The organism is Mycolicibacterium aromaticivorans JS19b1 = JCM 16368, from assembly GCF_000559085.1.
GTDB lineage: Bacteria > Actinomycetota > Actinomycetes > Mycobacteriales > Mycobacteriaceae > Mycobacterium > Mycobacterium aromaticivorans.
Window position 1 is genome coordinate 2,334,974 of the sequence record NZ_JALN02000001.1, and the last position, 25,174, is coordinate 2,360,147.

Genomic DNA, 25,174 nt, shown 5'->3' on the forward strand with positions numbered 1-25,174 from the left:
TGAATCTAGTACAGGACCACTGCGTGAGCGGCGCTTCTCTCAGCACCAGATCGGTGTTGTCGCGCTTGCACTTTGGCACGTCGCGACGCCGTCGGCAACTTAGATGAGGCTGGACTGCCCGCACGACAATATAGTTAGTCTGGGCTTAGTTTTTGACCGCAATACGTCCCGAGCGACATCTCAATTAAGTAATTTTCACCAACGATATTTTTGGCATGCGCACCCATCACTTGCCGTCTCGTACAGCCCAACCGGCGCGAGAGGGAGGCCTGGCGGGTTAGTTAGCTTAGGTTAAGCTAACTAACCGATGGCTCGCGAGCAGAGGACACCGTGATGGGACGAGGTCTCCAAGGCGCCATGCTGCGCGGATTCGGCGGGCGCGACCACCTCGCGACCGTCGAATATGTCGAGTACATCGCTCCCCACTGCGTCCGGATCACCATGTCCTCGCCGACCTTGTTCGACGACGTCGACGCCGGGCCGACAACCTGGCTGCGGTTCTGGTTTCCCGATCCAGCCGGGGGAAGCACCGAGTTCCAACGCGCCTACACGCTCGTCTGGGCCGACGCCGACGTCGGCCACTTCGCCATCGACGTCGTGCTCCACGAGCCTGCCGGCCCAGCATGCACGTGGGCCTCGACCGCCGCGCCGGGCATCACCATTCCGGTGGTGTCGCTGGGATCCTCGCCGTTCGTCGTGCCCGAGGAACTCCCGGCGGGTTTTCTGCTCGTCGGGGACTCGGCGTCCATCCCGGCGATCAACTCGATCGTTGCCGCGCTGCCCCCCGAGGTTGACGTCGAGGTATACCTCGAACGCCATTGCGACCACGATGAACTCATCCCGCTCGCCGAACACCCGCGTCGGCACCTGCACTGGGTGACGCGAATCGACGACAGGTCCCTGGCCGCAGCCATCGAGGACCGGGACTGGTCCAACTGGTCGGCATGGGCCGGACCAGAGGCCGGTGCGCTCAAACATCTGCGAAAAAGGCTGAAAGACACCTTCGGATTCCCGAAGGCAGAAGTGAAGGCCCAGGCGTACTGGACGCAGGGGCGCGAGATGGGCAGCACCCGCGACGACGATGCCCCCATGCCTCTCGCTGAAACCCCCTCGCCGACAACGGCACTGGCACCCTCGACCGTCGCCAGGGGCACATGGCGCTCTCAGGCCGGCAAAGAGCTTCTCGCACCGGTGAAGTCACAGCTGATCGTCGCCGGTGTGCTGCAGGCACTGCTCACCCTGCTCCAGCTCGCTCCGTTCGTGGTCCTGGTCGAGCTGGCGCAGCAGTTGCTCGGCGGCCCCGACCAAACCCGGGTGTGGAACACGGTGACCGTGTTCGTCGTGCTGCTGACCACCGGCACCACACTGGGTGCGGTTCTGGTGCTGTGGCTGCATGTGGTCGACATGCGGTTCAGCGCCGAGGTGCGGCGCCGGCTGCTCGACAAACTGGCCCAAATGCCGTTGGGCTGGTTCACCGATCGCGGATCGGGCTCGGTGAAGAAACTCATCCAAGACGACACCCTGTCGCTGCACTACCTGGTGACGCACGCGGTGTGCGACGCGGTCGCGGCGGTGGTCGCGCCGATCGCGGTGCTGATCTACCTGTTCGCCGTCGACTGGGGCATGGCCCTGATCCTGTTCGTGCCGATTCTCGTCTACATCGTCACCACCTGGACCATGGTCTATCAGAGCGGCCCGAAGATCGCCGAGGCATCTCGCTGGGCCGAGCAGATGAACGGCGAGTCGGCGGTATTCCTGGAGGGCCAGCCGGTGATTCGGGTTTTCGGCGGCGCAGCGGCCTCGTCGTTCCGCCGCCGACTGAACGGTTACATCGCGTTCCTTAACGAATGGCAGCGCCCGTTCATCGGCAAGAAGACCTTCATGGACCTGGTCACCCGGCCGAGCACTTTCTTGTGGCTCATCGTCACCGCGGGCACCGCGTTCGTGGCCGCCGGCTGGACAGCGCCCACCGCACTGCTTCCATTCCTGTTGCTGGGCACCACCTTCGGCAGTCGCCTGCTGGGCGTCGGCTACGGTCTTGGCGGCATCCGGGAAGGGGCGCAGGCAGCCCGGCGCATCGCGGTCACGCTTGACGAAACAGAATTGAGCACCCGATCCGAGGAGGCGCCGGCATCTGCCGCGCCGGCGGGCGTGACCTTCGACGCCGTCAGCTTCGGCTATCGCCCGGGTATGCCTGTGATCCACGACGTGACGCTGACTCTGAAGGCCGGAACCGTCACCGCTCTGGTCGGGCCGTCGGGCTCGGGCAAGTCCACCCTGGCGGCGCTGTTGGCGCGCTTTCAGGACGTCGACACCGGCGCGATCCGGATCGACGGCCGCGACATCCGCACCATGTCCCCCGACGAGCTGTACAGCCGAGTCGGGTTCGTGTTCCAGGATATTCAGCTGGTCGCCGGAACCGTACGCGACAACATTGCGCTCGCCCGGCCGGAGGCTGCGGCCGTCGACATCGAACGCGCCGCACGCAACGCGCAGATCCACGACCGGATCCTGCAGTTGCCCGACGGGTACGACACCGTCATCGGGGCGAACGCCCCACTGTCGGGCGGTGAGAAACAACGCCTCACCATCGCTCGCGCACTACTGGCCGACACCCCGATCCTGATCCTCGACGAGGCCACGTCATTCGCCGACCCCGAATCCGAATATCTGGTGCAGCAGGCATTGAGCTCGTTGATCGACAACCGCACGGTGTTGGTGATCGCCCACCGACTGCACACCATCACCGGTGCCGACCAGATCGTCGTGCTCGACGGTGGCCGTATCGCCGAGGTCGGCACCCATCCGCAGCTGCTCGCCACCGACGGGCGCTACCGACGCCTGTGGGACGGACGACTGGCCGGTGCCGCCCGATGATCCGCACCCTGATCCGGCTGATTCCTGCCGAGAATCGCGGCCAGCTCGCCAGCTACGTTGCATTGACACTGATTTCGGTGATCCTGCGGGCAGCCTGCGCAATACTGCTGGTACCGCTGCTCGCCGCGCTCTTCGGTCCACGCGCCTCGGAGGCGTGGCCGTGGGTCGGTGCGCTCACCGCGGTCACCGCCGGCGGGTGGGTTGTCGACATGGTCGTGGCCCGCATCGGTTTCAGCCTCGGTTTCACCCTGGCCGACACCACGCAGCACTCGATGGCCAACCGGCTCACCGATGTTCCACTGCGCTGGTTCAGCGCCGACAACACCGCGATGGCCCGCCAGGTCATCGCAGCCAGCGCGCCGGAATTGGTCGGCTTCGTCGCGAACCTGCTGAGTCCCTTCGTCGGTGCACTGCTGCTGCCCGCTGCTATCACTGCCGGGCTGTTTTTCGTCTCCTGGCAGGTCGGGGTGGCGGCGGCGATCGCGTTGCCGTTCCTCCTCGGGGCGCTGGTCGCCAGTCAGCGACTGGTTCGCGCCGCCGACGCCGCCGACGCCAGCGCCCACAGTGCTCTCACCGAACGCCTCGTGGAATTCGCCCGCACCCAGGAGGCGTTGCGAGCCAGTCGCCGCGTCACGGCGGCCCGAAGCCAGACCGGAGAAGCCCTCACCGCGGTGCGCGGCACAACCGCGCGCCTGTTGCTGTTCCAGATCCCCGGTCAGCTGTTGTTCAGCGTGGCCAGCCAGGTCGCGCTCATCCTGCTGGCGGCCACCATCACGACGCTGGCACTCCGCGGCCAACTCGGTGCACCCGAGGCGGTGGCGCTGGCGATCGTCATGGTGCGCTTCCTGGAACCGTTCACTGTCCTGGCCGACTTGTCGGGAGCGATGGAATCCGCACGCGGCCTGCTGGACCGGCTCAACACCGTCACCACCGCACCGTTGACCGCACAGCCAGCACGAAATGCATTGCCGTCGGGCGAACCATCAGCGCCCAGAATCGAATTTCGCTCGGTGAGCTTCGGCTACCAGGGAACCGAGGTGCTCAAGGACCTGTCTTTCACCCTCGAACCCGGAACCACCACCGCGATCGTCGGCCCGTCGGGTTCCGGCAAGAGCACGATCCTGTCGCTGATCGCCGGGCTGCACACCCCCGAGCGCGGCGAGATCGTCGTCGACGGCACCAAGACCGCCGACATCGATCCCGACGCACTGCGCGCCTTGGTCAGTGTGGTGTTCCAGCATCCGTACCTGTTCGACGGAACTATCGCGGACAACATCCGTGTCGGGCATCCCGAGGCCGGCGATGACGCTCTGCACCGGGCGATGAGCCTGGCGCGCGTCAACGATATCGTGGAGCGCCTTCCCGACGGCGCGCAGTCCGCAGTTGGCGAGGCGGGGACCGCCCTGTCCGGCGGCGAACGCCAACGGGTCAGCATCGCAAGGGCATTGGTCAAGCCGGCTGGCGTTCTGCTGATCGACGAGGCGACCAGTGCGCTGGACACCGAGAACGAAGCGGCGATCACCCAGGCGATCAACGATGATCCGCAGCCGCGGACCCGGGTGATCATCGCGCACCGCCTCGACGCCATCCGGCACGCCGACCAGGTGTTGTTCGTCGACGCAGGCACGGTCGTCGAGCAGGGCAGCATCGACGAACTCACCGCGCTCGGTGGGCGTTTCGCCGAGTTCTGGCGTCAACAGGAATCCAGCGCCGGATGGCGGATCGCCGCGGACAGGGCCGGCCAGCACGTCGGATGAGCGCCCGGCGAACACCCTGAGCTAGATTGCGGGCGTGACTCGCCCAACGCCGGGCGCAGGCCGGTTCGCTCCCAGCCCCTCCGCCGACCTGCACATCGGCAACCTGCGCACCGCAATGCTGGCGTGGCTGTTCGCCCGCTCGACAGGCCGCAGCTTCCTGATGCGCGTCGAAGACCTCGACGACCGCACACACGACGACGTGGCGCAGCGTCAGCTCGATGATCTGGCGGCTATCGGCGTCACATGGGACGGTGAACCGCAATGGCAGTCCCGGCAGCGCGAACGCTACGACACAGCGATCGCCGGGTTGGTGCAGCGCGACCTGGTGTACGAATGCTATTGCAGCAGAAAAGATATCCTCAGCGCGCCGCGCGCGCCGCACGCCCCGGAAGGCGCCTACCCGGGCACCTGCCGTGACCTGTCTGTCGCCGAGCGGGCCGCCAAACGCGAGACGGGGCGACCGCCCGCGCTGCGGCTGCGCGCCGAAGCCCGTGAATTCACGGTCACCGACGTCATCCACGGCCGCTACACCGGGGTGGTCGACGACTTCGTGCTGCGCCGTGGTGACGGGGTGCCGGCCTACAATTTGGCCGTCGTGGTCGACGACGCGCACTCCGGTATCGACCAGGTGGTCCGCGGCGACGACCTGCTGGCGTCCGCCCCGCGCCAGGCCTACCTGGCCGGGCTTCTCGGCAACCCGCAACCGGAGTACGCCCACGTTCCGCTGGTCCTCAACCTCGAAGGCAAACGGCTGGCCAAACGCGACGGTGACGTCACGCTGGCCGAGCTCGGAGTGGCCAGAACGTTCGCCTTGATCACCGAATCGCTGGGCTGGCCGTCGTCGGACATGACCGAACTGCTGCGTCATTTCGACCCGGCCAGGTTGCCCCGCGAGCCGTGGGTATATCAACCACCTCACTCGCATCGACCATCCTGGTGACCGAACTGCTGCGCACCGCACAGGTGGCGGCAGCGCCGACCTTCGAATTCTTCGCGCTGTGTCGAGATCGACTTCGCCACGCCGACAACCAAATCCGAAGTACGCAGGTTCCAGTCACGAAGCGGCTTTGTTTCAGGGTCACAACCTGTTTCCGCACAAGACGGTGCTGCAGAACATCATCGAAGAACCGGTGATCGTGCAGAAGCGACCGAAAGAGGAGGCGATCGCCGACGCGGTCACGCTTCTCGATCAGGTCGGGCTGGCAGACAAACGCGACCAGTACCCCTACCAATTGTCCGGCGGACAGCAGCAGCGGGTCGGGATCGCCAGAGCACTGGCGCTCAAGCCCAAACTGGTGTTGTTCGACGAACCGACATCGGCGCTGGATCCCGAGCTGGTCGGCGAGGTGCTCTCGGTGATCAAAGAACTGGCCGTCGAGGGCTGGACGATGGTGATCGTCACCCACGAAATCCAATTCGCCAGACAGGTTTCCAATCAGGTCTTGTTCACCGATGGCGGTGTCATCCTCGAACAAGGACCGCCTGACGAGGTGCTCGGCAATCCGAAAGAAGTCCGAACCCGCCAGTTCCTGGAGCGGGTCCTCAATCCTCTGTAGCCAGACCGCCTCTGTGCCACAGTGTCCAGATGCCGAAGCAGACGCAGATCGACGCGGACGTCGTCATTGTCGGGGCCGGGCTTTCCGGAATGATCGCCGCCCGCACCGTGCTGGCGGCCGGGCTGACACCGGTGGTCCTGGAGGCCGACGAGCGCGTCGGCGGTCGCATCCTGACTGAGGAGGTCATCCCGGGCGTGCCCGTCGAACTCGGCGCCCAGTGGATCGGTGACACCCATGAGAGGATGTTCCGGCTGGCCGCCGAACTCGGCGTCGAGACCTACCCGCAGTTCGACGACGGTGAGACGTCCTACGATCTCGTCGGGTCGGGAGTGTTGCGCGAGAGCGAATTCCATGCGCGCTTCGCCGAAGAGCTGGCCGAGCTCGAGCGGGTGCTGCGTCGGCTGGACGAGCTCGCCACCGAGGTGCCCGTCGACGCCCCGTGGTCGGCACCCGAAGCGGCGCAATGGGATTCCATCACCGCGGGCGCATGGTACGACGCCCAGGGACTGTCACAGGTGGCCCGCACTTTGCTCGAGATCTGTACGGTTGGGATTCTCGCGGTGCCGACTGCCGAGGTGTCGTTCCTGCACCTGCTGTTCACCATTCAGACCTGCGGAGTGACCTCGGAGCTGTTCGCCGAATCCGAAGGAGGCGCACAGACCACCCGGTTCGTCGGCGGCACAGTCGAGATCCCGCGACGGCTGGCCGCGCTGATCGCCGACCGCATCATGCTGAAGGTTCCCGTCCAGCTGATCGAGCACTCCGCCGACAGTGTGACCGTGCACTGCCGCGGTGGGTTGATCGCCCGCGGCCGCCGTGTGATCGTCGCCATCTCGCCGACCCTTGCCGGCCGGATCATGTACGACCCACCGCTTCCCGGTATGCGCGATCAGCTCACGCAGCGTGTGCCCAATGGGTCCGCCATGAAGGCGTTCTTTGTCTACGACGAACCGTTCTGGCGTACTGACGGATTCAATGGCCAGCTGATCTCCGACGTCGGCCCGGCCCGGATGTCCAACGACACCTGCATCCCCGGTGACAATCACGGGGTGATCCTGATGTTCCTCGAGGGCGAACAGGCCCGCTCCTTCGGCCGCCTCCCCGAAGAAGACCGCCGTGCCGCTCTCACCGCCGAGCTGGTGCGGCACTACGGCGGCAAAGCTGCCCACCCCGAGTTCTACGTCGACGGCGAGTGGTCGGACCGGCAGTGGACCCGCGGGTGCTACAACGCCAACCTGGGCCCGCATGTGTGGACGGCCTACGGTCCGGCCCTGTCCGCACCCATCGGCGTGATCCATTGGGCATCAACCGATACCGCGACGTACTGGAGCGCCTACATGGAGGGGGCAGTCGACGCCGGTGAGCGGGCCGCCCGGGAAGTTGTTGTCGCGCTGACCGACTGAGTTCAGACGGCGACGTCGAGGCGGGCCATGCCGCGCAGCGTGACATGCGGCTTATAGATCGGCTCAGCGGCCAGCCGGGCGTGCGGGAAACGTCGGGTCACCGCGGTCAGCGCAACCGCAGCCTCCATTCGGGCCAGCGGCGCACCGAGGCAGAAGTGCGGTCCGTGCCCGAATGCCAGGTGGCGGATCGGGTTTCGGGTCGGGTCGAAGTCGTTGGGCCGCTCGGTCAATTCCGGATCCCGATGCGCTGCCGCCAACAACAGCATCATGATGTCGCCCTTGGGGATTCGTGTCTCACCGATTTGCATGTCGGCGCCGGCCACCCGGCTGACCAGCTGCACCGGTGGGTCGTAGCGCAGGGTCTCCTCGATGATGTTTGGGGCCAGGTCCCGATCGGCACTCAACGCCGTCCAGTGCTCGCGGTGTCGCAACATCGCCAGGATGGCATTGGCGATCAGATTGACCGTCGTCTCGTGGCCCGCGATCAGCAGCAGGTTGCAGGTCGCGACGATCTCCTCTTCGGTGAGCTGGTCACCAGATTCCTCCACGGCGATCAGGCCCGACATCAAGTCGTCGCGCGGCGCCGCGCGGCGGCGCTCCAGCAGATCGCGCAGGTAGCCGCGCAGCCACATTCCGGCCTTCAGACGTTCTTCCAGACCCTGGGGCTCACCGGTGAACGTGGCGAACGGGTCGAGTCCCTGCGCCAAAACCGTTGATGCCGAACTGAACTGCGCCTCATCCTCGATGGGCACGCCGAGCAGCCGACAAATTACCGCTACCGGCAGCGGGTGAGCCAGCTGCTCGATGGCGTCGAATTCACTTGTCTGGGCGGCCTTGTCGAGCAGGTCGTCGACCATGGTGGTGATGTCAGGCTCCAGCGCTTTGACCACTCGCGGCGAGAAGGCCTTGCTGACCAGTTTGCGCAACCGGGTGTGATCAGGTGGGTCGAGGAACAGAAAGCCGGGGGTGCCGAACGGCCGGGGCTGCTCACCGGCTTCGACGGCCCGCTGCGCGGCGGTTGATTTAAGCCGGTCACTGCACGAGTCGGGGTGGCGCAGTACCTCGTCGCAGTCGGCGAAGCTGGACATCACGTGCAGGGTGGACTCGGGAATCAGCATCGGGCTGCGGTCGAGGATCTGCCGGTAGACCGGGTATGGGTTGGGCCGGTTGGCGGGGTCGAGCAGTTTTACCAGCAGCTCTTGCGGCTCGGTGGCAGCAGTCATCCACCTATTGTGCACGCTATTGTGCACGCGTCGAATGGCCGTAGTAGCTGCCGAGGACGTCCTCGCGAAGCTCGTCGAACTCACCCGCCACGATCGCGGCGCGGATCTGGTCGACCAGGCGGATGATGAACCGCTCATTGTGAATCGTGCACAGCGTGGCGGACAGGATCTCCTTGGCCTTGAAAAGGTGGTGTAGGTAGGCACGGGTGTAGTTGGCGCAGGTGTAGCAGTCGCAGTCGCCGTCGATCGGGGTGAAATCCCGCCGGTAGCGTGCGCCGGTGATGTTGAACCGGCCGGTCGGCGAGTAGATCGCCGCATTGCGCGCCACTCGCGACGGCGACACGCAGTCGAAGGTGTCTGCGCCGGCAGCGATCGCGGCGAAGAGGTCGTCGGGCTCACTGATGCCGAGCAGGTGACGGGGCTTGTCGTCGGGCAACTCGTCGACGCACCACCCGACGATCGTCGCCAGGTTCTGCTTTTCCAGCGCTCCACCGATGCCGTAACCATCGAACCCGCGGCCCTCGGAATCGACGATGCCGGCCAGGTCACGCGATGCCTGACGTCGCAAGTCCTCATACTGTGCGCCCTGAACCACCCCGAACAACGCCTGCGCCGGCCGCTCCGGACGGTCGGCGGTCAGCCTGCGGTGCTCAGCGATGCAGCGCACCGCCCACGCTTGCGTACGCGCAACCGACTCCTCTTGGTAGCCACGGGTATTCACCAAAGTCGTCAGCTCGTCGAAGGCGAAGATGATGTCCGCACCGATCTTGTGCTGAATCTGCATCGACACCTCCGGTGTGAACCGGTGCGTCGAGCCGTCGAGATGCGAAATGAACGTCACGCCGTCGTCGTCGACATGCGCCAGCCGCTGCTTGCCCTCGGCGATCACGTCGTCGGCCTGTACCCGGTTGGCGTCCATCGACAGAACTTTGCGGAACCCGGCCCCCAGCGACAGAACCTGGAAACCGCCACTGTCCGTGAACGTCGGCCCGGGCCAGTTCATGAACGCGCCCAGACCACCCGCCTCGTCGACGATGTCGGGGCCGGGCTGAAGGTACAGGTGGTAGGCGTTGGCCAGAACGGCCTGTGCACCCAGCTCGCGCATCGTCTCGGGGAGCACCGCCTTCACGGTGGCCTTGGTGCCGACGGCGACGAACGCCGGGGTCTGAATATCGCCGTGAGGGGTGTGGATCACCCCGCTGCGTCCTCGCCGGCCGGGCAACTCCGCGTCGACGGTGAAGAAGGGCACGTCGACATCTAACCAGCGCGTCGCCTTACGCCAGGAACCGCACGATGTGGCCGGCCCGCATCCTCCTGGATGAAGTGCCCGGCCCAACGCCCGAAACCCTCCAGGTCCGGACAGATGACCCGATGCCCCGGGCAATGAGCACCGGGATCATCGTGCGGTACGGAAACGACCACGTCGGTTCGCCATGCAACAACAGAATTGGATCTGCGTGCTCCGGGCCTTCGTCGATCCAGACCACTCGCAGACGTCCACCCTCGTCATCGTCGAGCTCGCAATAGTGCGGTGCATAAGGGAAATTCGGAATTTCAGCGAATCGCTCGCCGGGTGTGCGCAATGTCTGAATGAACGTGAAGACACCGACTTTGCCTGCACGGCCCGCCATTTGCCCTGATGCTGGGGGAAATTCCGGCTACTTGACTGGCAGATGAGCTTTTTGTCCATTTGTGCCATCACCCGGAGTCGGCGCACCATAATTTTCTCCAATGGTCCGTCAACGTCGATGGATCACTTACATAAGGAGAAATCAGTGAAACGTGGCTTGGTGGTGACCGTTGCCGGTGCCGCGGTCCTGGTGGCCGGATTGTCAGGTTGTTCGAACAACAACAAATCAACGTCGACGACGACCGCAAAGGCGACGACATCCGCGGCTGTGACGACGACGAGTGCGGCGGGATCCCCCAGCGCGACCGCCGGTGCCGGGAGCGCCAAGGTGACGATCGACGGTCAGGCGCAAAACGTCCAGGGTCAGGTCGTCTGCGCGACGGCCGGCGGCAACCTCAACATTGCGATCGGCGAGGCGACCACCGGTATCGCCGCCGTCCTGTCCGCGGATGCATCTTCGGTGCAGTCCGTCGGCCTGGGCAACGTCAACGGCGTCACGCTGGGTTACACCGCGGGTGTGCCCGGTGGGGCGAATGCCACCGCCACCAAAGACGGCAACACGTACAAGATCAGCGGAACTGCGACGGGCGTCGACATGGCCAACCCGATGCAGCCGGTCACCAAGCCGTTCGAAATTCAGGTCACCTGCCCGTAGCGGCACGCCGGACGAAGCGGCGGCGCCCCGAGGGGTCGCCGCCGCTTTCGTTCAGCTAGACCCCGACCGCCTTTTCGAGCCCGGCCAGCGAGTCCTCGAGCTGGGTGAGCAGCCGCTGCAGATGCGGAATGCTGCGCCGGCAGCCGACCAAGCCGAAGTCGAGGTTGTCGGCGTTGTTGGACATCGTGATGTTGAGCGCTTGGCCGTCGAGCGCGATCGACAACGGATAGTTGCCGTCCAGGCGGGCGCCATGCCAGTACAGCGGCTCACGGGCGCCGGGCACGTTGGAGATCACAATGTTGAACGGGGGTGCTGCCGCGGCGGCCAGCGCCGGCAGCAGGGTCAGCGCCAGCGGCGCCATGTTGAACGCCGACAAGGCCAGCTGCTGGAACTTGGGCAGCTGCAAGAACACCTCTTTGTTGCCGCTGATCGACGCGTTGATCGCCGCCAGGCGCTTGGCCGGGTCACTCTCATCGGTGGCCAGGTTGCACAGGATGGCGCCGACCTGGTTGCCGCCACTGGACTGATCGTCCTCGTCGCGCAGATTGACCGGAACCATAGCGATCAGCGGTTTGTCGGGCAGGGCGTCCTGCTCGATCAGATAGGCCCGCAGAGCACCGGCACACATCGCCAGGATGACGTCGTTGACGGTCACACCGGCGGCGTCCTTGATCGCGATGATCCGTTTGACCGGCCAGGACTGCGCGGCCACGCGACGAGCCCCACCGATCGGGACGTTGAACATCGTCTTGGGCGCTTCGAACGGCAGGGTCAGCTGCTGCTCGAGGAGGGCGGCTCGGGCGATGGTCACCGCCGAGGGGGCCAGCCCCGCGAGTGATCCGGCGGCTCGTCTCAGCCCGCCCAGCGGCGACCCGCGGCCCTTGTCTTTGTTGCGTGCGCGCGGCCCGATGGTCCACGGCGCCCGGATCTCGTCGTCCAGCGGATCGGTCGAGAGGGTGCGCCGGGTCAGCTTCATCGCCGAGACACCGTCGAGCAACGAGTGGTGGACCTTGGTGTAGACGGCTACCCGACCGTCTTTGAGGCCCTCGACCAGATGGGTCTCCCACAGCGGCCGGTGCCGATCGAGCAGACTGCCGTGCAGACGCGAGGTCAGCTCGAGGAGTTCACGAACCCGGCCCGGCTGGGGCAGCGCCGAGCGGCGCAGGTGGTATTCGAGATCGATGTCCCGGTCGAAAGACCAGGTCAGGGGCGCGATGCCGCCGAAGAACGCACCGGGATGCTTGCGGAACGTCGGCTGCACGTCCTGGTAAGTGAGCAGATCGTTGTAGATCTCGGCCAGGAACTCCGGGCCCATGCCCTCGGGCGGCTCGAACAGCTGCAGGCCACCGACATGCATGGGATGTTCTCGGGACTCGGCCAGCAAGAACATCGAGTCGGTCGGTGAAATCAGCTCCATCGATGACCTCCGCTTAGATGTCTAACCCGTGTGCCCATTACACCGGTTTGCCACACGGATTTCGCCGCGACGTCGCACCCGGGTCAGCGGTGGCCGCCGCGAGTGTGCGAGCTGATACGCCCGAGCCGGAGTGTCGCGGATGAAACCGCACAACGGATTCGGGTCGGGCGCCGCTCGGTCAGCGGTGTCCGCCGCCGCCCCCACCGCCCCCACCGCCGCCACCGCTGTGGTTGCCGCCGTTGAAGCCCGGCTCGGCCACTTCGGCCTCGGTGAGCTGATCGCTGGTGTCGGGAATGAGCGTCGGGGCACAGTTCATCGAGAAGCTGTCCTCGGTGTCGGAGTCCGAACACTGAGCCGCCAGCCGCGGCGCGGGCTCGGCGATGGCGAACACCGCGACGGCCGGGGCGGCCGCGATCGCCAATCCGATTGCGGCATACAGCAATCGTCGGGTGCTGGTCGAAGCGGTCGTCATGGTCTCAAACCCCCTGGCATACAACATTGAATCCTCAAAGCGCCAGGGTAGGTGAGGTTCCTGGGAATCGCGACGCGTCGGGCGCTATTCACAGCCATAGCGCAGGCGGTGCGGTGTCAGCCGGCCGTACCGATGCCACTTCTGGAGATCGTGAATCCGCGACCGCCCGCCGCAGTGCAGCTGACCCCGCTCTCTTCGGAGAGGCACTTGAATTGCCCGAGCGTCATCGTCTTTCCGTAGGCGAGCGTCGGGATCCCCTGCGCGGCGTCCCCAAGGCAGCTCACGCCGGTACACGACTTGAACGTGCCGTCTTTGTTCAGCGTGACCGACTGGGGCGGACTGTCGGTCTGGCAGTACACGCCGTCCTCGCCGACGCGGCCGCCGGTGTTGATCTCACAACTGATGTTGCGCGAGGGCGAGTAGAAGCCGCAGTACTGGCCCACCGATGTGCAGACCGAATCGTCAGCCGCTGCACCCGGTGCACCGAGGAACAAGCCGACGACGCAAACGGTCGTCGCCCCGACAGACACCCAACCCCGCAGATCTTTCGCCATGCTTACTACCTTGACCGAAGGGCGCAAGGTTTGCTGGCGATTCAGCAAAACAGGCATCAGCCGTCGGCCTGCCAGGTCACTCCTAGGTCTTCCCCCTTGAGGGTGACGATGGACCAGCAACCTCGAATGCTCTTGCAGCACAGCCGTCACCACCTAGGCGTCCTCATCCCAGTCATCCCAGGCAGCCTCATATGCGACCCCACTTGCCGATCCACGCCGCCGCCAGTTCGCTCCAATCGCGCGCGACGTACTCGAGTTCCCTGCCTTGGTTAAGTTCCCTGCCTAGGTTATAGGCCCGGTTCGCGGGCGATTGGGCCGTCGTGACCGTTTCCTCGATCTGCATCCGCAGCACACCGGCCATGTCCACCGCCAGTCATCGAGTGTTACAGGCGGTTTCGATGTGATTGTTTCAGTCGAACCCAACGCCGTCGGATGTGTTCGCCGCCGCACGCCACTGCGGCTCAGTCGATGCTTTTGGGTGGCGGCTGCACTATATTCGTGCCAAGCGGTCTGCTCCGACATGGCCTTCGGGGATGGGAGTCCGATGTTCCTCACGGCGGCTCCTAGTGAGGTAGGTGCGGTGCTCGCTGGTCGGTGGCCGGCGAGCAAATCACAGATCTGCGTGTGCAATGTGGCATCCCGCAGCTTGCGGCGCAGGATGCCGCCAGTCTCGACGATGAGGTGCGTCGCGAGGACTTCGAACGAGCAGGCTTGGCACCGCCGCCGCAGGTAAGCAACGTCGAGCGCCGCTGACCATCCCTGGCAGCGGATTGCACGGACCCCGCAACCGGCAGGAGGCTTTGGCAATGACACTCGATAGCCTTCGAGAGCTGGACGCATTGACGGTCGAGGTGATCAGCGACAACGTCAGCGACACCTACGTGACCAAAACCCCTTTCGCGGCATCAGAATTCGACAACGTAGTCAAAGGCGGCACCAAGACCATCGCCGGCGAGTCCCTATTGGTCGCCAATCTCGGCTACGGTCTGCGGTTGCGGTCCAGGATCGCCGACGATGAACGGGCGATCCTGTTTGACGCCGGCACTGAGCCCGCGGCCTTTGTCCGCAACTGCGAAAATCTCCACCTCGACCTTGGGATAGTCGAGGAGATCGCAATCAGCCACGGACACTGGGATCACATGGGCGCCTTGATCGCAGCCATCGACAAGATCATCATGTCGCGGGGATCCGTTGTGGTGCATGTCAATCCGGGGATGTTCGTCAAACGCGGCATTCGACTCTCCAACGGCCAGACCATTCCCGTCGCAGCCGTGCCCAGTGAGGCCGAGATGCGCGAGCACGGGGCGACCGTTGTCAACAACGGTGAAGCCCGCCTGTTGCTGGACGGACAGCTCTACTACAGCGGTGAGATCCCTCGAGTGACCGCGTTTGAGAAAGGGCGCGTCGATCACCTATGCCGACCCGACGACGCGACTGGTGATTGGCGGCCCGATCCCCTTTTGCTCGACGAGCGGATGCTCATCGCACACGTTCGCGATCTAGGACTAGTCATCTTCAGTGCCTGCTCCCACGCTGGCATCGTCAACGTGTGTACCGAAGCCCACCGACTGTTCCCCGACATTCCAATTCACGCCGTCATGGGTGGTCTGCATCTCGGCGGGGTCATGGAGCGGGTCATCCCCCAAACAGTCGCGGGGTTAGCCCCCTTCGACATTGGACACATCATTGCCGGCCACTGCACCGGCTGGCGAGCGGTACACGCCCTCGCCGAGGCCTACGGTGACCACGTCAGCCAATCCGCGGTCGGAACAAGCTATCACTTCCAAGCGCCCTGACGGACAATGCTCATTTTCGAGGCGCCGGGCTGCGCCGTTCGCTGTGACAGCAGAGGCCGCAGATCATCATCGACCGATTGATGACGAGGAAGACTTGGTCAGCCTGCCGCGACATGTTCTCGGGGCCCGCACGGAGAACGAAAAGTCTCCCACGGCCGCCCTGCGCCATCCGCAAAGAAAACCCTGAACCTCACGCGGTTCAGGGTTTATGGCGGTGGCGGAGGGATTTGAACCCTCGGACGGGGGTTACCCGTCACACGCTTTCGAGGCGTGCTCCTTAGGCCGCTCGGACACGCCACCGCCGAAGAGCTTACGTGTCGCGGGCGGGCTAACCCAAATCGCGCTGACGAGCAAAAAAGCCCTCCAATAGTGCGGCGCACTCCTCGGCGAGCACTCCCCCGCGCACCTCCGGCCGATGCGTCAGCCGCCGGTCGCGCACCACGTCCCAAAGTGAGCCCGCCGCACCGGTTTTGGGCTCCCACGCGCCGAACACCACGCGCGCCACCCGGGCCATCACCAGCGCGCCCGCGCACATCGTGCACGGCTCGACGGTCACCGCCAGGGTCGTCCCCGCCAGCCGCCAGCCGTCGCCGTACACCTGGGCCGCCGCCCGCAGCGCCAAGATCTCGGCGTGGGCGGTCGGGTCACCCAGCTTCTCGCGCGCATTGGCTGCCCGGGCCAACTCGGTGCCGTCCGGGCCGAAGACCACCGCACCGATCGGCACATCCTCGGACCCGGCCAGTCCGGCGGCGTCGAGGGCCGCGCGCACCAGAAGTTCGTCGGCGATCACCGATCGAGGCGGTCGAGCACTGCTGACAGCTCGTCGGCGAAACCCATCTCCCGCGCGATCCGGCCGAGTTGTTCGTCGGCGTACAGATCGGTCTCGTCGAGAATCACGCTCAGCACCGGCTCGGGCAGCCCGATATCGGCCAGGACGCCGAGGTCACCCTCTTCAAAGGGGTCGGCATCTTCGAGATCTTCCGGCGAAATGTCGGCGTCCAGAGTCTCCAGCGCTTCGGCAGCAATGTCGTAATCCAACGCCGCTGTGGCGTCCGACAACAGCAGCCGGGTACCGGACGGCGCCGGCCGCACGATCAAGAAGAACTCGTCGTCGATGTCCAGCAGCCCGAACACCGCGCCGGCGCTGCGCAATTCTCGCAACTCCGTTTCGGCGGCAGTCAGGCTGGTCAAAACCTTTGCGCTCATTGCCGAGCAACGCCACTTGCCGTCTTCGCGAACCACGGCGACCCCGAAGCCGTCCGGGGCCTCCGACCCGGGGCTGTTCTGGGCTCGCTGTGCTTCCATGGGCGCATACGCTAGTCGCTGATCAGGCCTTTTGACCAGGTACCCATCTGCGGTGCGGTTTGGATGTGTCAACCTGGACGTGTGACGAAGACACCCGTGTGCGTCCTCGGTCTCGGGCTCATCGGTGGCTCGGTGTTGCGAGCGGCGGTCGGTGCCGGGCGTGAAGCACTCGGCTACAACCGATCCGTCGAGGGCGCCCAGGGTGCGCGGTTCGACGGTTTCTCCGCCACCACCGATCTGACCGAGGCATTGTCGTGGGCCGCCGACCGCGAAGCGTTGATCGTCCTGGCCGTGCCCATGCCGGCGGTGTCGCAATTGCTCAGCCACATCAAGGACGTCGCCGGCGAATGCCCCCTTACCGACGTCATCAGCGTCAAGCGCGCGGTGCTCGACGCGGTCCGCGAGGCCGGCCTGCTTGACCGCTACGTCGGCGGCCACCCGATGGCCGGCACCGCCCACTCCGGTTGGAGCGCGGGCGACGCCGGACTGTTCGCGGGAGCGCCGTGGGTCCTCACCGTCGACGAGCACGTCGATGCCCGGGTGTGGGAGCAGGTCATGCACCTGGCGCTGGACTGCCATGCCGTCGTGGTCCCCGCCACGTCCGACGAGCACGACGCGGCGGCTGCCAGCATTTCGCACTTACCGCACCTGCTCGCCGAGGCATTGGCGGAGACGGCGGGCGAGGTGCCGCTGGCATTTGCTCTGGCGGCCGGCTCATTTCGGGACGGTACGCGGGTCGCGGCAACGGCCCCCGATCTGGTGCGGGCCATGTGCGAGGCGAACGCCGAGCAACTGCTGCCCACCCTCGACCGCGCGCTGGAGTTACTGAACCAGGCCCGCGCATCGCTGGCCGACAGAGGCTCGGTGGCCGATCTGGTCGAGGCCGGCCATGCCGCCCGCGCCCGCTACGACAGCTTCTCGCGCCCGCAGATCGTGACCATCGCGATCGGGGAAGAGGATTGGCGCGCCGAACTCGCCGCCGCCGGTCGCGCCGGCGGCGTGATCAGATCCGCTCTGCCAGTCCTGGGTAGTCGACAATAAAGCCGTCGGCGTCGACCGTGATCGTGGTGTCGGCGACCGGCGAGTGCAGCTTGATGCCGTCCCCGGCGTCCGGACCGGAGCTGCCGTAGCTGATGGTGGCCTGCTGGACGGTCAGGTCGGGCAAACTCACGTACACCACCGGCAGCGTCACCGAATCGACGCGCTGGTACAGGCCGGTACGCCGGATCGGCAGCGCGTTGAAGAACGGGCTGAAGACGACGTCGACGTCCAACGCCCCGTCGTAGGCGCCCCGCGACTGGCCCTGGTGATCGGTGACCAGCCACATGCCTTCCTCGTCGCGGGCGATCGACAGCTGCCGGTCCCGCTCGGCGAGGGTGACGCTCATGGACAGCCGTTTGGTCGCGCCGGTCTCGTCGGTCACCAGGTCGTAGGAAGCGCTGAAGGCCGGGTTGGTCTCGGCGGCCGCGGCGACGATGCGGCCATAGGCCTTGATCCGCTTGCCCGATAGCTGGACCCGGGCGGACTCCATCCGCGAATCGTCGTGCGCGCGCCAGGTCAGGATCGCCGGCCAGGCGCTTTCTGTCGCGTCGTTGGCTGCACTCACCCGTCTACCGTATGCGACGGGCCGCCCCGTTCGTAACCAGGTCGGGAAGTGCGGCTCATCTGTGATGTGGGTACGCGTGCATCCAAACTGACCTCGTCGTCGAGCAACGGTTGCGGCATCCGCCGGAATCGGCCCGAGCCGGGCACCGAAGCCCACACGGCCAGCGCCAGCAGCGCATCGAGCACCAGGGCCAGCACGGTCACCAGCAACGCACCGACCAAGGCGAGGTAGAACTGCCGGACCTTGATGCCGTCGATGAGGTAGCGCCCCAGGCCACCGAGGCTGGCGTAGGCGGCCACCGTCGCCGTCGCCACCACCTGCAGGGTGGCCGTGCGCAGCCCGCCCAGAATCAGCGGCAGCGCATTGGGCACCTCGACCCGCAGCAAAACCCTGGTCTCAGTCATGCCCATCGACCGGGCGGCGTCCACGACCGCCGGGTCGACGTTCGCGATCCCGGCATAGGTGCCTGCCAGCAGTGGCGGTATGCCCAGCAGCATGAGCGCGACGGTCGGCGGGAGCAGCCCGAGCCCCCACAGCAAGACCCCGAGCAGCAGTACGCCCAGGGTCGGCAGTGCCCGCAGCGCGTTGACCCCGGTGACCACCAGGAAGGTGCCACGCCCGGTGTGTCCGATCAGCAGACCGACGGGGATCGCGATGAGCGCGGAGATGACGACGGCGACGGCGGTGTACTGCAGGTGCTCGGCGATGCGGACCGCCAAACCGGCCCGGCCGCCCCAGTTGGCGCCGGTGAGGATGTAGGCGAGGGCTTCCTGCAGGAAGTTCATGAGCTCGCCTTGGCCCGGGCCCACGGGGTGATCAGGCGACCGGCCAACAGGATCAGTACGTCGATGACGATCGCGAGCAGGAAGATCGCGATGATGCCTGCGATGATCTGATCACTCTTGTCGGCCTGGTAGCCCTCGGTGAACCAGGTTCCCAGCCCGCCGATGCCGATGACCGAACCCACCGACACCATCGAGATGTTGGTCACCGCGACCACCCGCAGACCGGCGATCAGGACCGGAATCGACAGCGGCAGTTCGACTTTGAGCATCCTCGACACCGAGGTATAGCCAACCGCGGTGGCGGCGTCGCGTACCTGCGCCGGTACCGCGTCCAGCGCTTCGGGCACCGCCCGCACCAACAACGCGGTGGTGTAGAGGGTCAGCGCGACGATGACATTGGCCTCGTCGAGGATCCGGGTCGGGATGATCAGCGGCAGCACCACGAACAGTGCCAGCGACGGGATGGTGAAGATGATGCTGGCCGTCACCGTGGTCACCCGGCGCAGAGCGGTCGTCCGCCAGACGTAGGCGCCCACCGGCACCGCGATCACCAGACCCAGCACCACCGGAACCAGGGACAGCCGCAGGTGGATCACGGTCAGCGCCCACGCCTTGTCGAGATGGGTCAGTAGGTAGTTCATGCTCAACCACCGCCCGAGTCGCTGCGCTCCTGCCCCGCCGGGGTCCGTTGGGCCTCTAACGCTTCCAGAACGTCGTCGGCCCTGACCCCGCCGATCACCTGACCGCCGTCGTCGACGGCAACTCCCAGTCCGGCCGGGGAGGACAGCGCCGCATCAAGAGCCAGGCGCAGCGTAGCGCCGGGAGTGAACAGTGATCCGCCCGCAATTGTGCTGTCGTACAACGAGCTTCCGCCCCGGTGCAGTTGCACCCCGTCGGCGTCCAGCCAGGCGTAGGGCCGGCCGTCGTCGCGGGTGACCAGTCGCCAGTCCCCCGGCGCGAGCGTCAGCGCATCGATCTCGGCCTCGGTGACGGTCTGGATGTCGTGCAGCGGCAATCCGGAGGCCTGGCGGAACTGCAGGCCACGGTAGCCGCGGTCGGCGCCGATGAACCCGGAGACGAATTCGTTTGCCGGATTGGACAACAGCCGGGCCGGGGCGTCATATTGCTGCAAGGTGCCCCCGGGCCCGAACACCGCGACCCGGTCACCGAGTTTGATCGCCTCGTCGATGTCATGAGTGACGAAGACGATGGTCTTCTGCAATTCGCCTTGCAGCCGCAGGATTTCGGCCTGCAACTCATCACGCACCACCGGGTCGACCGCCGAGAACGGCTCGTCCATCAGCAGCACCGGCGGATCGGCGGCCAGCGCGCGGGCCACGCCGACGCGCTGCTGTTGCCCACCCGACAGCTGCGCGGGATAGCGATCACCGAGCTTGGGATCGAGACCCACTCGCTCCAGCACCGTGTAGGCGGCCTTGCGGGCGGCCCGCCGGGACTCGCCCTTGAGCACCGGCACCGTTGCCACGTTGTCGATCACCCGCTGGTGCGGCATCAGCCCGCCGCTCTGGATGACATAGCCGATGCCGAGCCGCAGCTTGACCGGGTTGACGCCGGCGATGTCGCGGCCGTCGACGGTGATCGTCCCGGCAGTGGGCTCGATCATCCGGTTGATCATCCGCATGGATGTCGTCTTGCCGCAGCCCGAGGGCCCGACGAATACCGTCAGCGTGCCCGTCGGCACCTCCATGCTCAGGTCATCGACCGCGACGGTGCCGTCCGGGTAGGTCTTCGTGACGTTGGCGAAGGTGATCATCTATTTCCCGATCGGTTTGTCGAAACCGTTGTCCCGTATCCACTTTCGCGCCGCCTCGTCAGGGTCGACGCCGGAGTTGCCGGACACGGCGGTATTGAGTTCTATAAGGGCTTCGGTGCTCAGCTTCGCCGACACCGCATCCAGCACCGTCTTGAGCTCATCGGATTTCTTCTGCGAACTCACCAGCGGCACCACATTGGCCGCCAGAAAGTTGTTCTTGGGGTCTTCCAGCACGACCAGCTTGTTCTGGGGAATGGCCGGCGAGGTGCTGAAGATGTCGGCGGCGGTGACGGTGCCGTCCACCAGCGCGCGCACCGTCGCGGGACCGCCGCCGTCACTGATCGAGACGAAGTTGTCTCCCTTGATGTCCAGCCCGTACTTGGCCTTCAGGCCCGGTAGTCCCTCCGTGCGGCTCTGGAATTCTGACGGCCCACCGAACTTGACCTCAGCGGAATGTGCTGCCAGGTCGCCGATGGTCTTGAGATTCCACCTCTGCGCGGTGGCTTCTGACACCGCGACGGTGTCGGTGTCGTTGGCCGGCGAGGGAGTCAGGATCGACAGATCGCCGGGCAGCACCCGGAACAACGCCAATTCGACCTGATCCGGCGTGGTCACGGTGGTCTTGGAATCGAAGTATTGCAACAGGTTTCCGGTGTACTCCGGCACCAGGTCGATGGAATGGTCACGCACCGCGGGAATGTATGTCTCGCGGCTGCCGATCCCGAACTGCCGGCCCACGGTGAAACCGTTGGCCTCCAAGGCTTGGGCATATATTTCGGCGATGATCTTCGACTCCGGGAAGTCCGCCGAGCCGACAACCAGATTCTTCAGATCCCCTGACGCCGATCCGCCACCGAGTGGATTCGCGCTGCCACAGGCGGCCACCAGCGGGAGCACGAGCGTGAACAGTATCGCCGCAAACCACAGTCGCTTTCCGCCCCGCGACGCATTCATGCGCGTCCTTTCACCCCGACCCGTTTTTCCGACAGTAACGGCACTTACCGTCCTGCGCCGGGGTTTAGATCAGGGCAAACGTCATCGTTCTGTCATCACCCCATTGTTTCTATACCGGTCAGAAGGGAACAATGACTACGTGACGACCAGTGAACCGACCGGCCCGCATTACGAGCCGACGCCGCCGATCCCGCCGGCGCCCCCGGCTCCGGAGCCATCCACGCCCGCCACGGCCAAGGCGGTGAACGAGGTTAAGTTCACCCGCGCCGCGGCCCTGTGGTCGTCGTTGATCTTCGGGTTGTTGATCCTGACGATCCTGCTGATCTTCATCGCCCAGAACACCGCATCGACGTCGTTCGCCTTCCTGGGCTGGCACTGGTCGCTGCCGTTGGGCGTCGCGATCCTGATGGCGGCGGTGGCCGGCGCCCTGGTGACCGTGCTAGCCGGGGCGGCCCGCATCTTCCAACTCCGCCGGGCCGCCAAGAAGAACCTGCGGGCAGCCCGCACCACCTAGCCGAAAAACTCCAGGCCGCGGCTGATCAGCACGGCGACGGCCTCCCCCGCCTGGTCATCATCGTCGGTGGCATCGGAGGCCATCCGGCGCCGGAAGTCGATGCCGGCCACGATGATCGCCAACTTGAAATACCCGAGTGCCATCTGGAAGTCCCAGTGCGGCAATGGATTTCCGGAAATGGCCGAATAGCGCTGGGCTAGATCCTCGGCCGTCGGCATCTGCGGGGCGGTCCACGACTTGTGTTCCTGGCTGAGCAGGTCCAGCATCGGGTCTCGCTGCACACACATCACGGCGACATCGGCCAACGGGTCTCCGAGAGTGGACATCTCCCAATCCAGCACCGCCCGAACGATTGTCGGGTCGTCTGGGTCGATGATGGTGTTGTCGATGCGGTAATCGCCATGCACGATCGAGCTACGACTTTCCGACGGTACCGCCGCGGCCAGCTTCGAATGCAGCCGTTCGACGTCGCCGTCGCGCGGATCCTCGGGCAGCCGAACGTGTTGCCACTGCGACCCCCACCGTCGCACCTGCCGTTCGAGATACCCCACCGGCTTGCCGAAGTCGCCCAGACCCACGCTGTCAGGGTCGATCTCATGGAGGTCCGCGAGCACCCGGATAAGGCTGTCGACGCAATCGCTGACCACGCCGGCATCACCGAGCGCATCAAGTTCGGCGCGGGTGCGAACCACTTGACCCGCCACATACTCCACCATCTGGAACGGCGCACCCCCGACGGAATCGTCGTCGCGCATGGTGACCGCGGGCGCGACCGGCACCGGGCTGCCGGCCAGCGCGGCCACCACCCGATACTCGCGAGCCATGTCGTGCGCCGACGGGGTCAGCCCGTGCAGCGGCGGGCGCCGCAGCACCCATTTGGAGGCGTCGTCGAAGATCAGGAAGGTCAGGTTCGACCGGCCACCGGAGATGAGCTCCGCCTGCAGTTCCCCGCTGCGCGGGATGCCCGCCGATCGCAGGTGCCGGTCCAGTGCCGCCAGGTCGAGCCCGTCCAGAGAAGTCACCCGCTATGTATAGCTAATAGCGCTGGTTGCGCGGCAAGAGATCCCAGACATGTTCGGTGGTGTTGACCGCCGCCACCGTGCCGAACCCGCTGCGGGCGTAGAGCAGGCGGGTGATCGACACATAGTCGATGGGGAACGACAGCAGCCGTTTGGTGCCGAGCAGTTCGTGCAGGATCACGTTGATCACTCCGCCGTGGCTGAATACGGCCACGGTGGCGTCGTGATCGGCCGCCGCGACGATATCGCTCAGCGCCGCGCTCACCCGCCCGCGGAACTCACCCTCGTCGACGCTGGTCGGCAGCCGGCCGTCTGCCATCCGCGCCCACTCCTCCGGCCGCTCTTTGCGTACCTGTTCGATCGGCACGTAGTGGGACAGCCCGCGGTCGTACTCGGCCAGCCGGTCGTCGATGTCGACGGTCAGCCCGGTGGCCTTCGCGACCGGCTCGGCGGTCTGCAGCGCACGCCGCTGCGGGCTACTGACCAGCCGGGCGAGCGGGAATCGGTCCAACGCCTCAGGCAGCCGGCGAGCCTGGTCCCAGCCCTCGTCGGACAGTTCCGGATCGCTGCCTTCGCCGGCCTCGGTGCGGTGTGGCAGGGCATGCCTGACGAGCAGCAGCTGCATGGGTGCGGTGGTCCTTTCACGCGCCGAGCGTGTGAGTTGTCGGAGATTCTTCGACGATTTTCAACGATATCCCGCACGTTCGGCGAGCTCGGCGAGGACCTGGTCGGTGTGCTCGCCGAGCTTCGGGGCGGCCGACCGCGGCGCCCAGGGGGTGCCGTGGAAGTCGGCGGGGGTGGCGATCATCGGGCCGCCGTCGGGCACGTCGACAACACCGCCCGCGGCGTGGAACTGCTCGTCGGCGAGGACGTCCTCCATCGAGTTCACCGGTGACCAGAACAGGTCGGGCTCGGCGTCGAACACTGAAGCCCATTCGGCGAGCGTCTTTGTCGCGAAGATCTCGTCGAGCGTCGCGATGAGCTCACGGGAATGGATCGCGCGGTCACGGGCGGTGGTAAACCGGTTGTCGGTCAACCACTCCGGGCGCCCGACCGCACGGCACAGCGACGGCCAGTGCCGGTCGGCTTCCAGTCCGACGATCCACAGTCGCCGCCCGTCGGCCGCCAGGTAGTTGTTCATACACGGGTTGAACATCGTCTCGCGCTGACCGATCGCGATCGCATTGCCGGTCAGTAGGAAAGTATTGAGGTCGAAGCTGACGGTGTAGGCGCCCTGGCGGTAGAGCGAGGTGGTCACCAGTTGCCCTTCGCCGGTGCGGGCGCGAGCGACCAGTGCGGCGCTGATCGCCGCGGCCAGCGTCATACCGGTCATGTGATCGCCCATACCGCCCCGCTGGAACGGCGGGCTGTCGCCGGGACGGGTGAGCAGATCGGCCACCCCGGAGCGGGCCCAGAACGCGGCGACGTCGTAGGCCGGGCGGTTGGCTTCGGGTCCGCTCTCGCCGTACCCGGTGATCAGGCCGTAGACCAGTCCCGGGTTGAGAGCGGCCACCGACGGATGGTCCAGGTCGAGCCGTCCGAGCGCGTCCGGCCGGACGTTGGTCAGGAAGACGTCTGCCGCCGTGAGCAATTGGCGCGCGGTCGCCAGTCCACCGTCGGTGGTCAGGTCGAGCACGATACTGCGTTTGGACCGGTTGTCCATCTCGAACGGCGGGTTGCCGCCGTCGTCGAGTCCGAGCATCCGGCCGAACATCCGACCCGGGTCACCGGTCGGCGGTTCGATCTTGACGACGTCGGCACCCCAGTCGGCCAGGATCCCTCCGGCGGCCGGCCCGGCGACCCACACCCCGAGCTCGACAACCTTGATGCCCTCCAGCGGTCCGGCCATCGTCGCCCCTTTCGCTATGCGTTGGCCA

Annotated in this window: 25 protein-coding genes, 1 tRNA gene and 3 pseudogenes; 11 read left to right on the forward strand and 18 right to left on the reverse strand. The window is 66.0% G+C overall.

Features of this window, described 5'->3' with window-relative positions; translation table 11 throughout:
• Positions 1–333 precede the first annotated feature (333 nt).
• From Y900_RS11385 to Y900_RS11405, 6 genes and pseudogenes are all read left to right on the forward strand, one after another.
• Positions 334–2,877 (forward strand): ABC transporter ATP-binding protein/permease, encoded by a 2,544-nt coding sequence (locus Y900_RS11385; protein ID WP_036341927.1) that lies wholly within the window; start codon positions 334–336, stop codon positions 2,875–2,877.
• The gene (locus Y900_RS11390; RefSeq protein ID WP_036341928.1) at positions 2,874–4,634 is read left to right on the forward strand and encodes an ABC transporter ATP-binding protein; all 1,761 of its coding nucleotides are present in this window, start codon (positions 2,874–2,876) and stop codon (positions 4,632–4,634) included. The genes Y900_RS11385 and Y900_RS11390 overlap by 4 nt, the downstream gene beginning before the upstream one ends.
• A gap of 34 nt (positions 4,635–4,668) precedes the next feature.
• A complete protein-coding gene (gene gluQRS, locus Y900_RS11395) occupies positions 4,669–5,574 on the forward strand; it encodes a tRNA glutamyl-Q(34) synthetase GluQRS (protein ID WP_036341929.1) in 906 nt (301 codons plus the stop codon).
• Positions 5,538–5,633 (forward strand): annotated as a pseudogene (locus Y900_RS33005) (amino acid ABC transporter permease); the annotation flags it as partial. The gene gluQRS and the pseudogene Y900_RS33005, both read left to right, overlap by 37 nt.
• A gap of 1 nt (position 5,634) precedes the next feature.
• Positions 5,635–6,190, forward strand: a pseudogene (locus Y900_RS11400) (amino acid ABC transporter ATP-binding protein); the annotation flags it as partial.
• Positions 6,191–6,219: 29 nt separating this feature from the next.
• Complete coding sequence (locus Y900_RS11405; RefSeq protein ID WP_036341930.1) at positions 6,220–7,593, forward strand: flavin monoamine oxidase family protein; 1,374 nt, start codon at positions 6,220–6,222, stop codon at positions 7,591–7,593.
• A 2-nt stretch (positions 7,594–7,595) separates the two neighbouring features.
• Here the strand turns inward: Y900_RS11405 and Y900_RS11410 are convergent, their stop codons facing one another.
• The 3 genes and pseudogenes from Y900_RS11410 to Y900_RS33010 all read right to left on the reverse strand — a co-directional run.
• Complete coding sequence (locus tag Y900_RS11410) at positions 7,596–8,816, reverse strand: cytochrome P450 (RefSeq protein WP_036341931.1); 1,221 nt, start codon at positions 8,814–8,816, stop codon at positions 7,596–7,598.
• A 16-nt stretch (positions 8,817–8,832) separates the two neighbouring features.
• Entirely contained in the window at positions 8,833–10,065 is a 1,233-nt protein-coding gene (gene tgt, locus Y900_RS11415) for a tRNA guanosine(34) transglycosylase Tgt (protein ID WP_036341932.1), read from the reverse strand.
• An 86-nt stretch (positions 10,066–10,151) separates the two neighbouring features.
• Positions 10,152–10,408 (reverse strand): annotated as a pseudogene (locus tag Y900_RS33010) (haloalkane dehalogenase); the annotation flags it as partial.
• Between the two features lie 183 nt (positions 10,409–10,591).
• Here Y900_RS33010 and Y900_RS11425 point away from each other — a divergent pair.
• Positions 10,592–11,101 (forward strand): lipoprotein LpqH, encoded by a 510-nt coding sequence (locus Y900_RS11425; RefSeq protein ID WP_036341934.1) that lies wholly within the window; start codon positions 10,592–10,594, stop codon positions 11,099–11,101.
• 55 nt (positions 11,102–11,156) lie between these two features.
• On the opposite strand, the gene Y900_RS11430 is transcribed toward Y900_RS11425, so the two are convergent.
• The 4 genes from Y900_RS11430 to Y900_RS32375 all read right to left on the reverse strand — a co-directional run bounded on the left by Y900_RS11430 (position 11,157) and on the right by Y900_RS32375 (position 13,905).
• Complete coding sequence (locus Y900_RS11430) at positions 11,157–12,518, reverse strand: WS/DGAT/MGAT family O-acyltransferase (RefSeq protein WP_036341935.1); 1,362 nt, start codon at positions 12,516–12,518, stop codon at positions 11,157–11,159.
• 178 nt (positions 12,519–12,696) lie between these two features.
• Positions 12,697–12,990 carry a hypothetical protein gene (locus tag Y900_RS30235; protein ID WP_051660007.1) on the reverse strand — a complete coding sequence of 98 codons (294 nt, stop codon included), beginning with the start codon at positions 12,988–12,990 and terminating at the stop codon, positions 12,697–12,699.
• Positions 12,991–13,106: 116 nt separating this feature from the next.
• Positions 13,107–13,544, reverse strand: a complete 438-nt coding sequence (locus Y900_RS11440) for a hypothetical protein (RefSeq protein ID WP_109751058.1) — start codon at positions 13,542–13,544, stop codon at positions 13,107–13,109.
• Between the two features lie 187 nt (positions 13,545–13,731).
• Positions 13,732–13,905 carry a hypothetical protein gene (locus Y900_RS32375; RefSeq protein ID WP_157838246.1) on the reverse strand — a complete coding sequence of 58 codons (174 nt, stop codon included), beginning with the start codon at positions 13,903–13,905 and terminating at the stop codon, positions 13,732–13,734.
• A gap of 233 nt (positions 13,906–14,138) precedes the next feature.
• Between Y900_RS32375 and Y900_RS32380 the strand changes: the two genes are divergently transcribed.
• Together Y900_RS32380 and Y900_RS11450 are read left to right on the forward strand one after the other, a co-directional pair.
• Positions 14,139–14,297, forward strand: coding sequence for a hypothetical protein (locus tag Y900_RS32380; protein WP_157838247.1), 159 nt, complete (start codon positions 14,139–14,141; stop codon positions 14,295–14,297).
• Positions 14,298–14,350: 53 nt separating this feature from the next.
• The gene (locus Y900_RS11450; RefSeq protein WP_036341937.1) at positions 14,351–15,340 is read left to right on the forward strand and encodes an MBL fold metallo-hydrolase; all 990 of its coding nucleotides are present in this window, start codon (positions 14,351–14,353) and stop codon (positions 15,338–15,340) included.
• Positions 15,341–15,549: 209 nt separating this feature from the next.
• Here the strand turns inward: Y900_RS11450 and Y900_RS11455 are convergent.
• The 3 genes from Y900_RS11455 to Y900_RS11465 all read right to left on the reverse strand — a co-directional run bounded on the left by Y900_RS11455 (position 15,550) and on the right by Y900_RS11465 (position 16,645).
• Positions 15,550–15,640 (reverse strand) — tRNA-Ser (locus Y900_RS11455).
• Between the two features lie 28 nt (positions 15,641–15,668).
• A complete protein-coding gene (locus Y900_RS11460) occupies positions 15,669–16,130 on the reverse strand; it encodes a nucleoside deaminase (RefSeq protein ID WP_192827501.1) in 462 nt (153 codons plus the stop codon).
• A complete protein-coding gene (locus tag Y900_RS11465; RefSeq protein WP_036341938.1) occupies positions 16,127–16,645 on the reverse strand; it encodes a tRNA adenosine deaminase-associated protein in 519 nt (172 codons plus the stop codon). The genes Y900_RS11460 and Y900_RS11465 overlap by 4 nt, the downstream gene beginning before the upstream one ends.
• A gap of 96 nt (positions 16,646–16,741) precedes the next feature.
• Here Y900_RS11465 and Y900_RS11470 point away from each other — a divergent pair, with 96 nt between their 5' ends.
• Positions 16,742–17,686: a prephenate dehydrogenase gene (locus tag Y900_RS11470; protein ID WP_036341939.1), complete on the forward strand. Its 945-nt coding sequence runs from the start codon at positions 16,742–16,744 to the stop codon at positions 17,684–17,686.
• Here the strand turns inward: Y900_RS11470 and Y900_RS11475 are convergent.
• The 5 genes from Y900_RS11475 to Y900_RS11495 are packed head-to-tail and all read right to left on the reverse strand — an operon-like array spanning position 17,649 to position 21,764.
• Entirely contained in the window at positions 17,649–18,251 is a 603-nt protein-coding gene (locus Y900_RS11475) for a putative glycolipid-binding domain-containing protein (RefSeq protein WP_036341940.1), read from the reverse strand. The two genes, Y900_RS11470 and Y900_RS11475, sit on opposite strands and share 38 nt — an antisense overlap.
• The gene (locus Y900_RS11480) at positions 18,248–19,036 is read right to left on the reverse strand and encodes an ABC transporter permease (RefSeq protein WP_036346480.1); all 789 of its coding nucleotides are present in this window, start codon (positions 19,034–19,036) and stop codon (positions 18,248–18,250) included. The genes Y900_RS11475 and Y900_RS11480 overlap by 4 nt, the downstream gene beginning before the upstream one ends.
• Entirely contained in the window at positions 19,033–19,677 is a 645-nt protein-coding gene (locus Y900_RS11485; protein ID WP_036341941.1) for an ABC transporter permease, read from the reverse strand. Before Y900_RS11485 ends, Y900_RS11480 begins: the two co-directional genes overlap by 4 nt.
• Positions 19,678–19,679: 2 nt before the next feature.
• Entirely contained in the window at positions 19,680–20,810 is a 1,131-nt protein-coding gene (locus Y900_RS11490; RefSeq protein ID WP_036341942.1) for an ABC transporter ATP-binding protein, read from the reverse strand.
• Positions 20,811–21,764 (reverse strand): ABC transporter substrate-binding protein, encoded by a 954-nt coding sequence (locus tag Y900_RS11495; protein WP_036341943.1) that lies wholly within the window; start codon positions 21,762–21,764, stop codon positions 20,811–20,813.
• Between the two features lie 139 nt (positions 21,765–21,903).
• Here Y900_RS11495 and Y900_RS33015 point away from each other — a divergent pair, with 139 nt between their 5' ends.
• Entirely contained in the window at positions 21,904–22,278 is a 375-nt protein-coding gene (locus Y900_RS33015) for a LapA family protein (protein WP_036341944.1), read from the forward strand.
• Here Y900_RS33015 and Y900_RS11505 read toward each other — a convergent pair.
• From Y900_RS11505 to Y900_RS11515, 3 genes are read right to left on the reverse strand one after another with little or no spacing between them, the layout of a single operon-like run.
• Positions 22,275–23,300 (reverse strand): phosphotransferase family protein, encoded by a 1,026-nt coding sequence (locus Y900_RS11505; RefSeq protein ID WP_036341945.1) that lies wholly within the window; start codon positions 23,298–23,300, stop codon positions 22,275–22,277. The two genes, Y900_RS33015 and Y900_RS11505, sit on opposite strands and share 4 nt — an antisense overlap.
• 13 nt (positions 23,301–23,313) lie before the next feature.
• Complete coding sequence (locus Y900_RS11510; protein ID WP_036341946.1) at positions 23,314–23,922, reverse strand: histidine phosphatase family protein; 609 nt, start codon at positions 23,920–23,922, stop codon at positions 23,314–23,316.
• A gap of 60 nt (positions 23,923–23,982) precedes the next feature.
• Positions 23,983–25,146 carry a CaiB/BaiF CoA transferase family protein gene (locus Y900_RS11515; protein ID WP_036341947.1) on the reverse strand — a complete coding sequence of 388 codons (1,164 nt, stop codon included), beginning with the start codon at positions 25,144–25,146 and terminating at the stop codon, positions 23,983–23,985.
• Positions 25,147–25,174 lie beyond the last annotated feature (28 nt).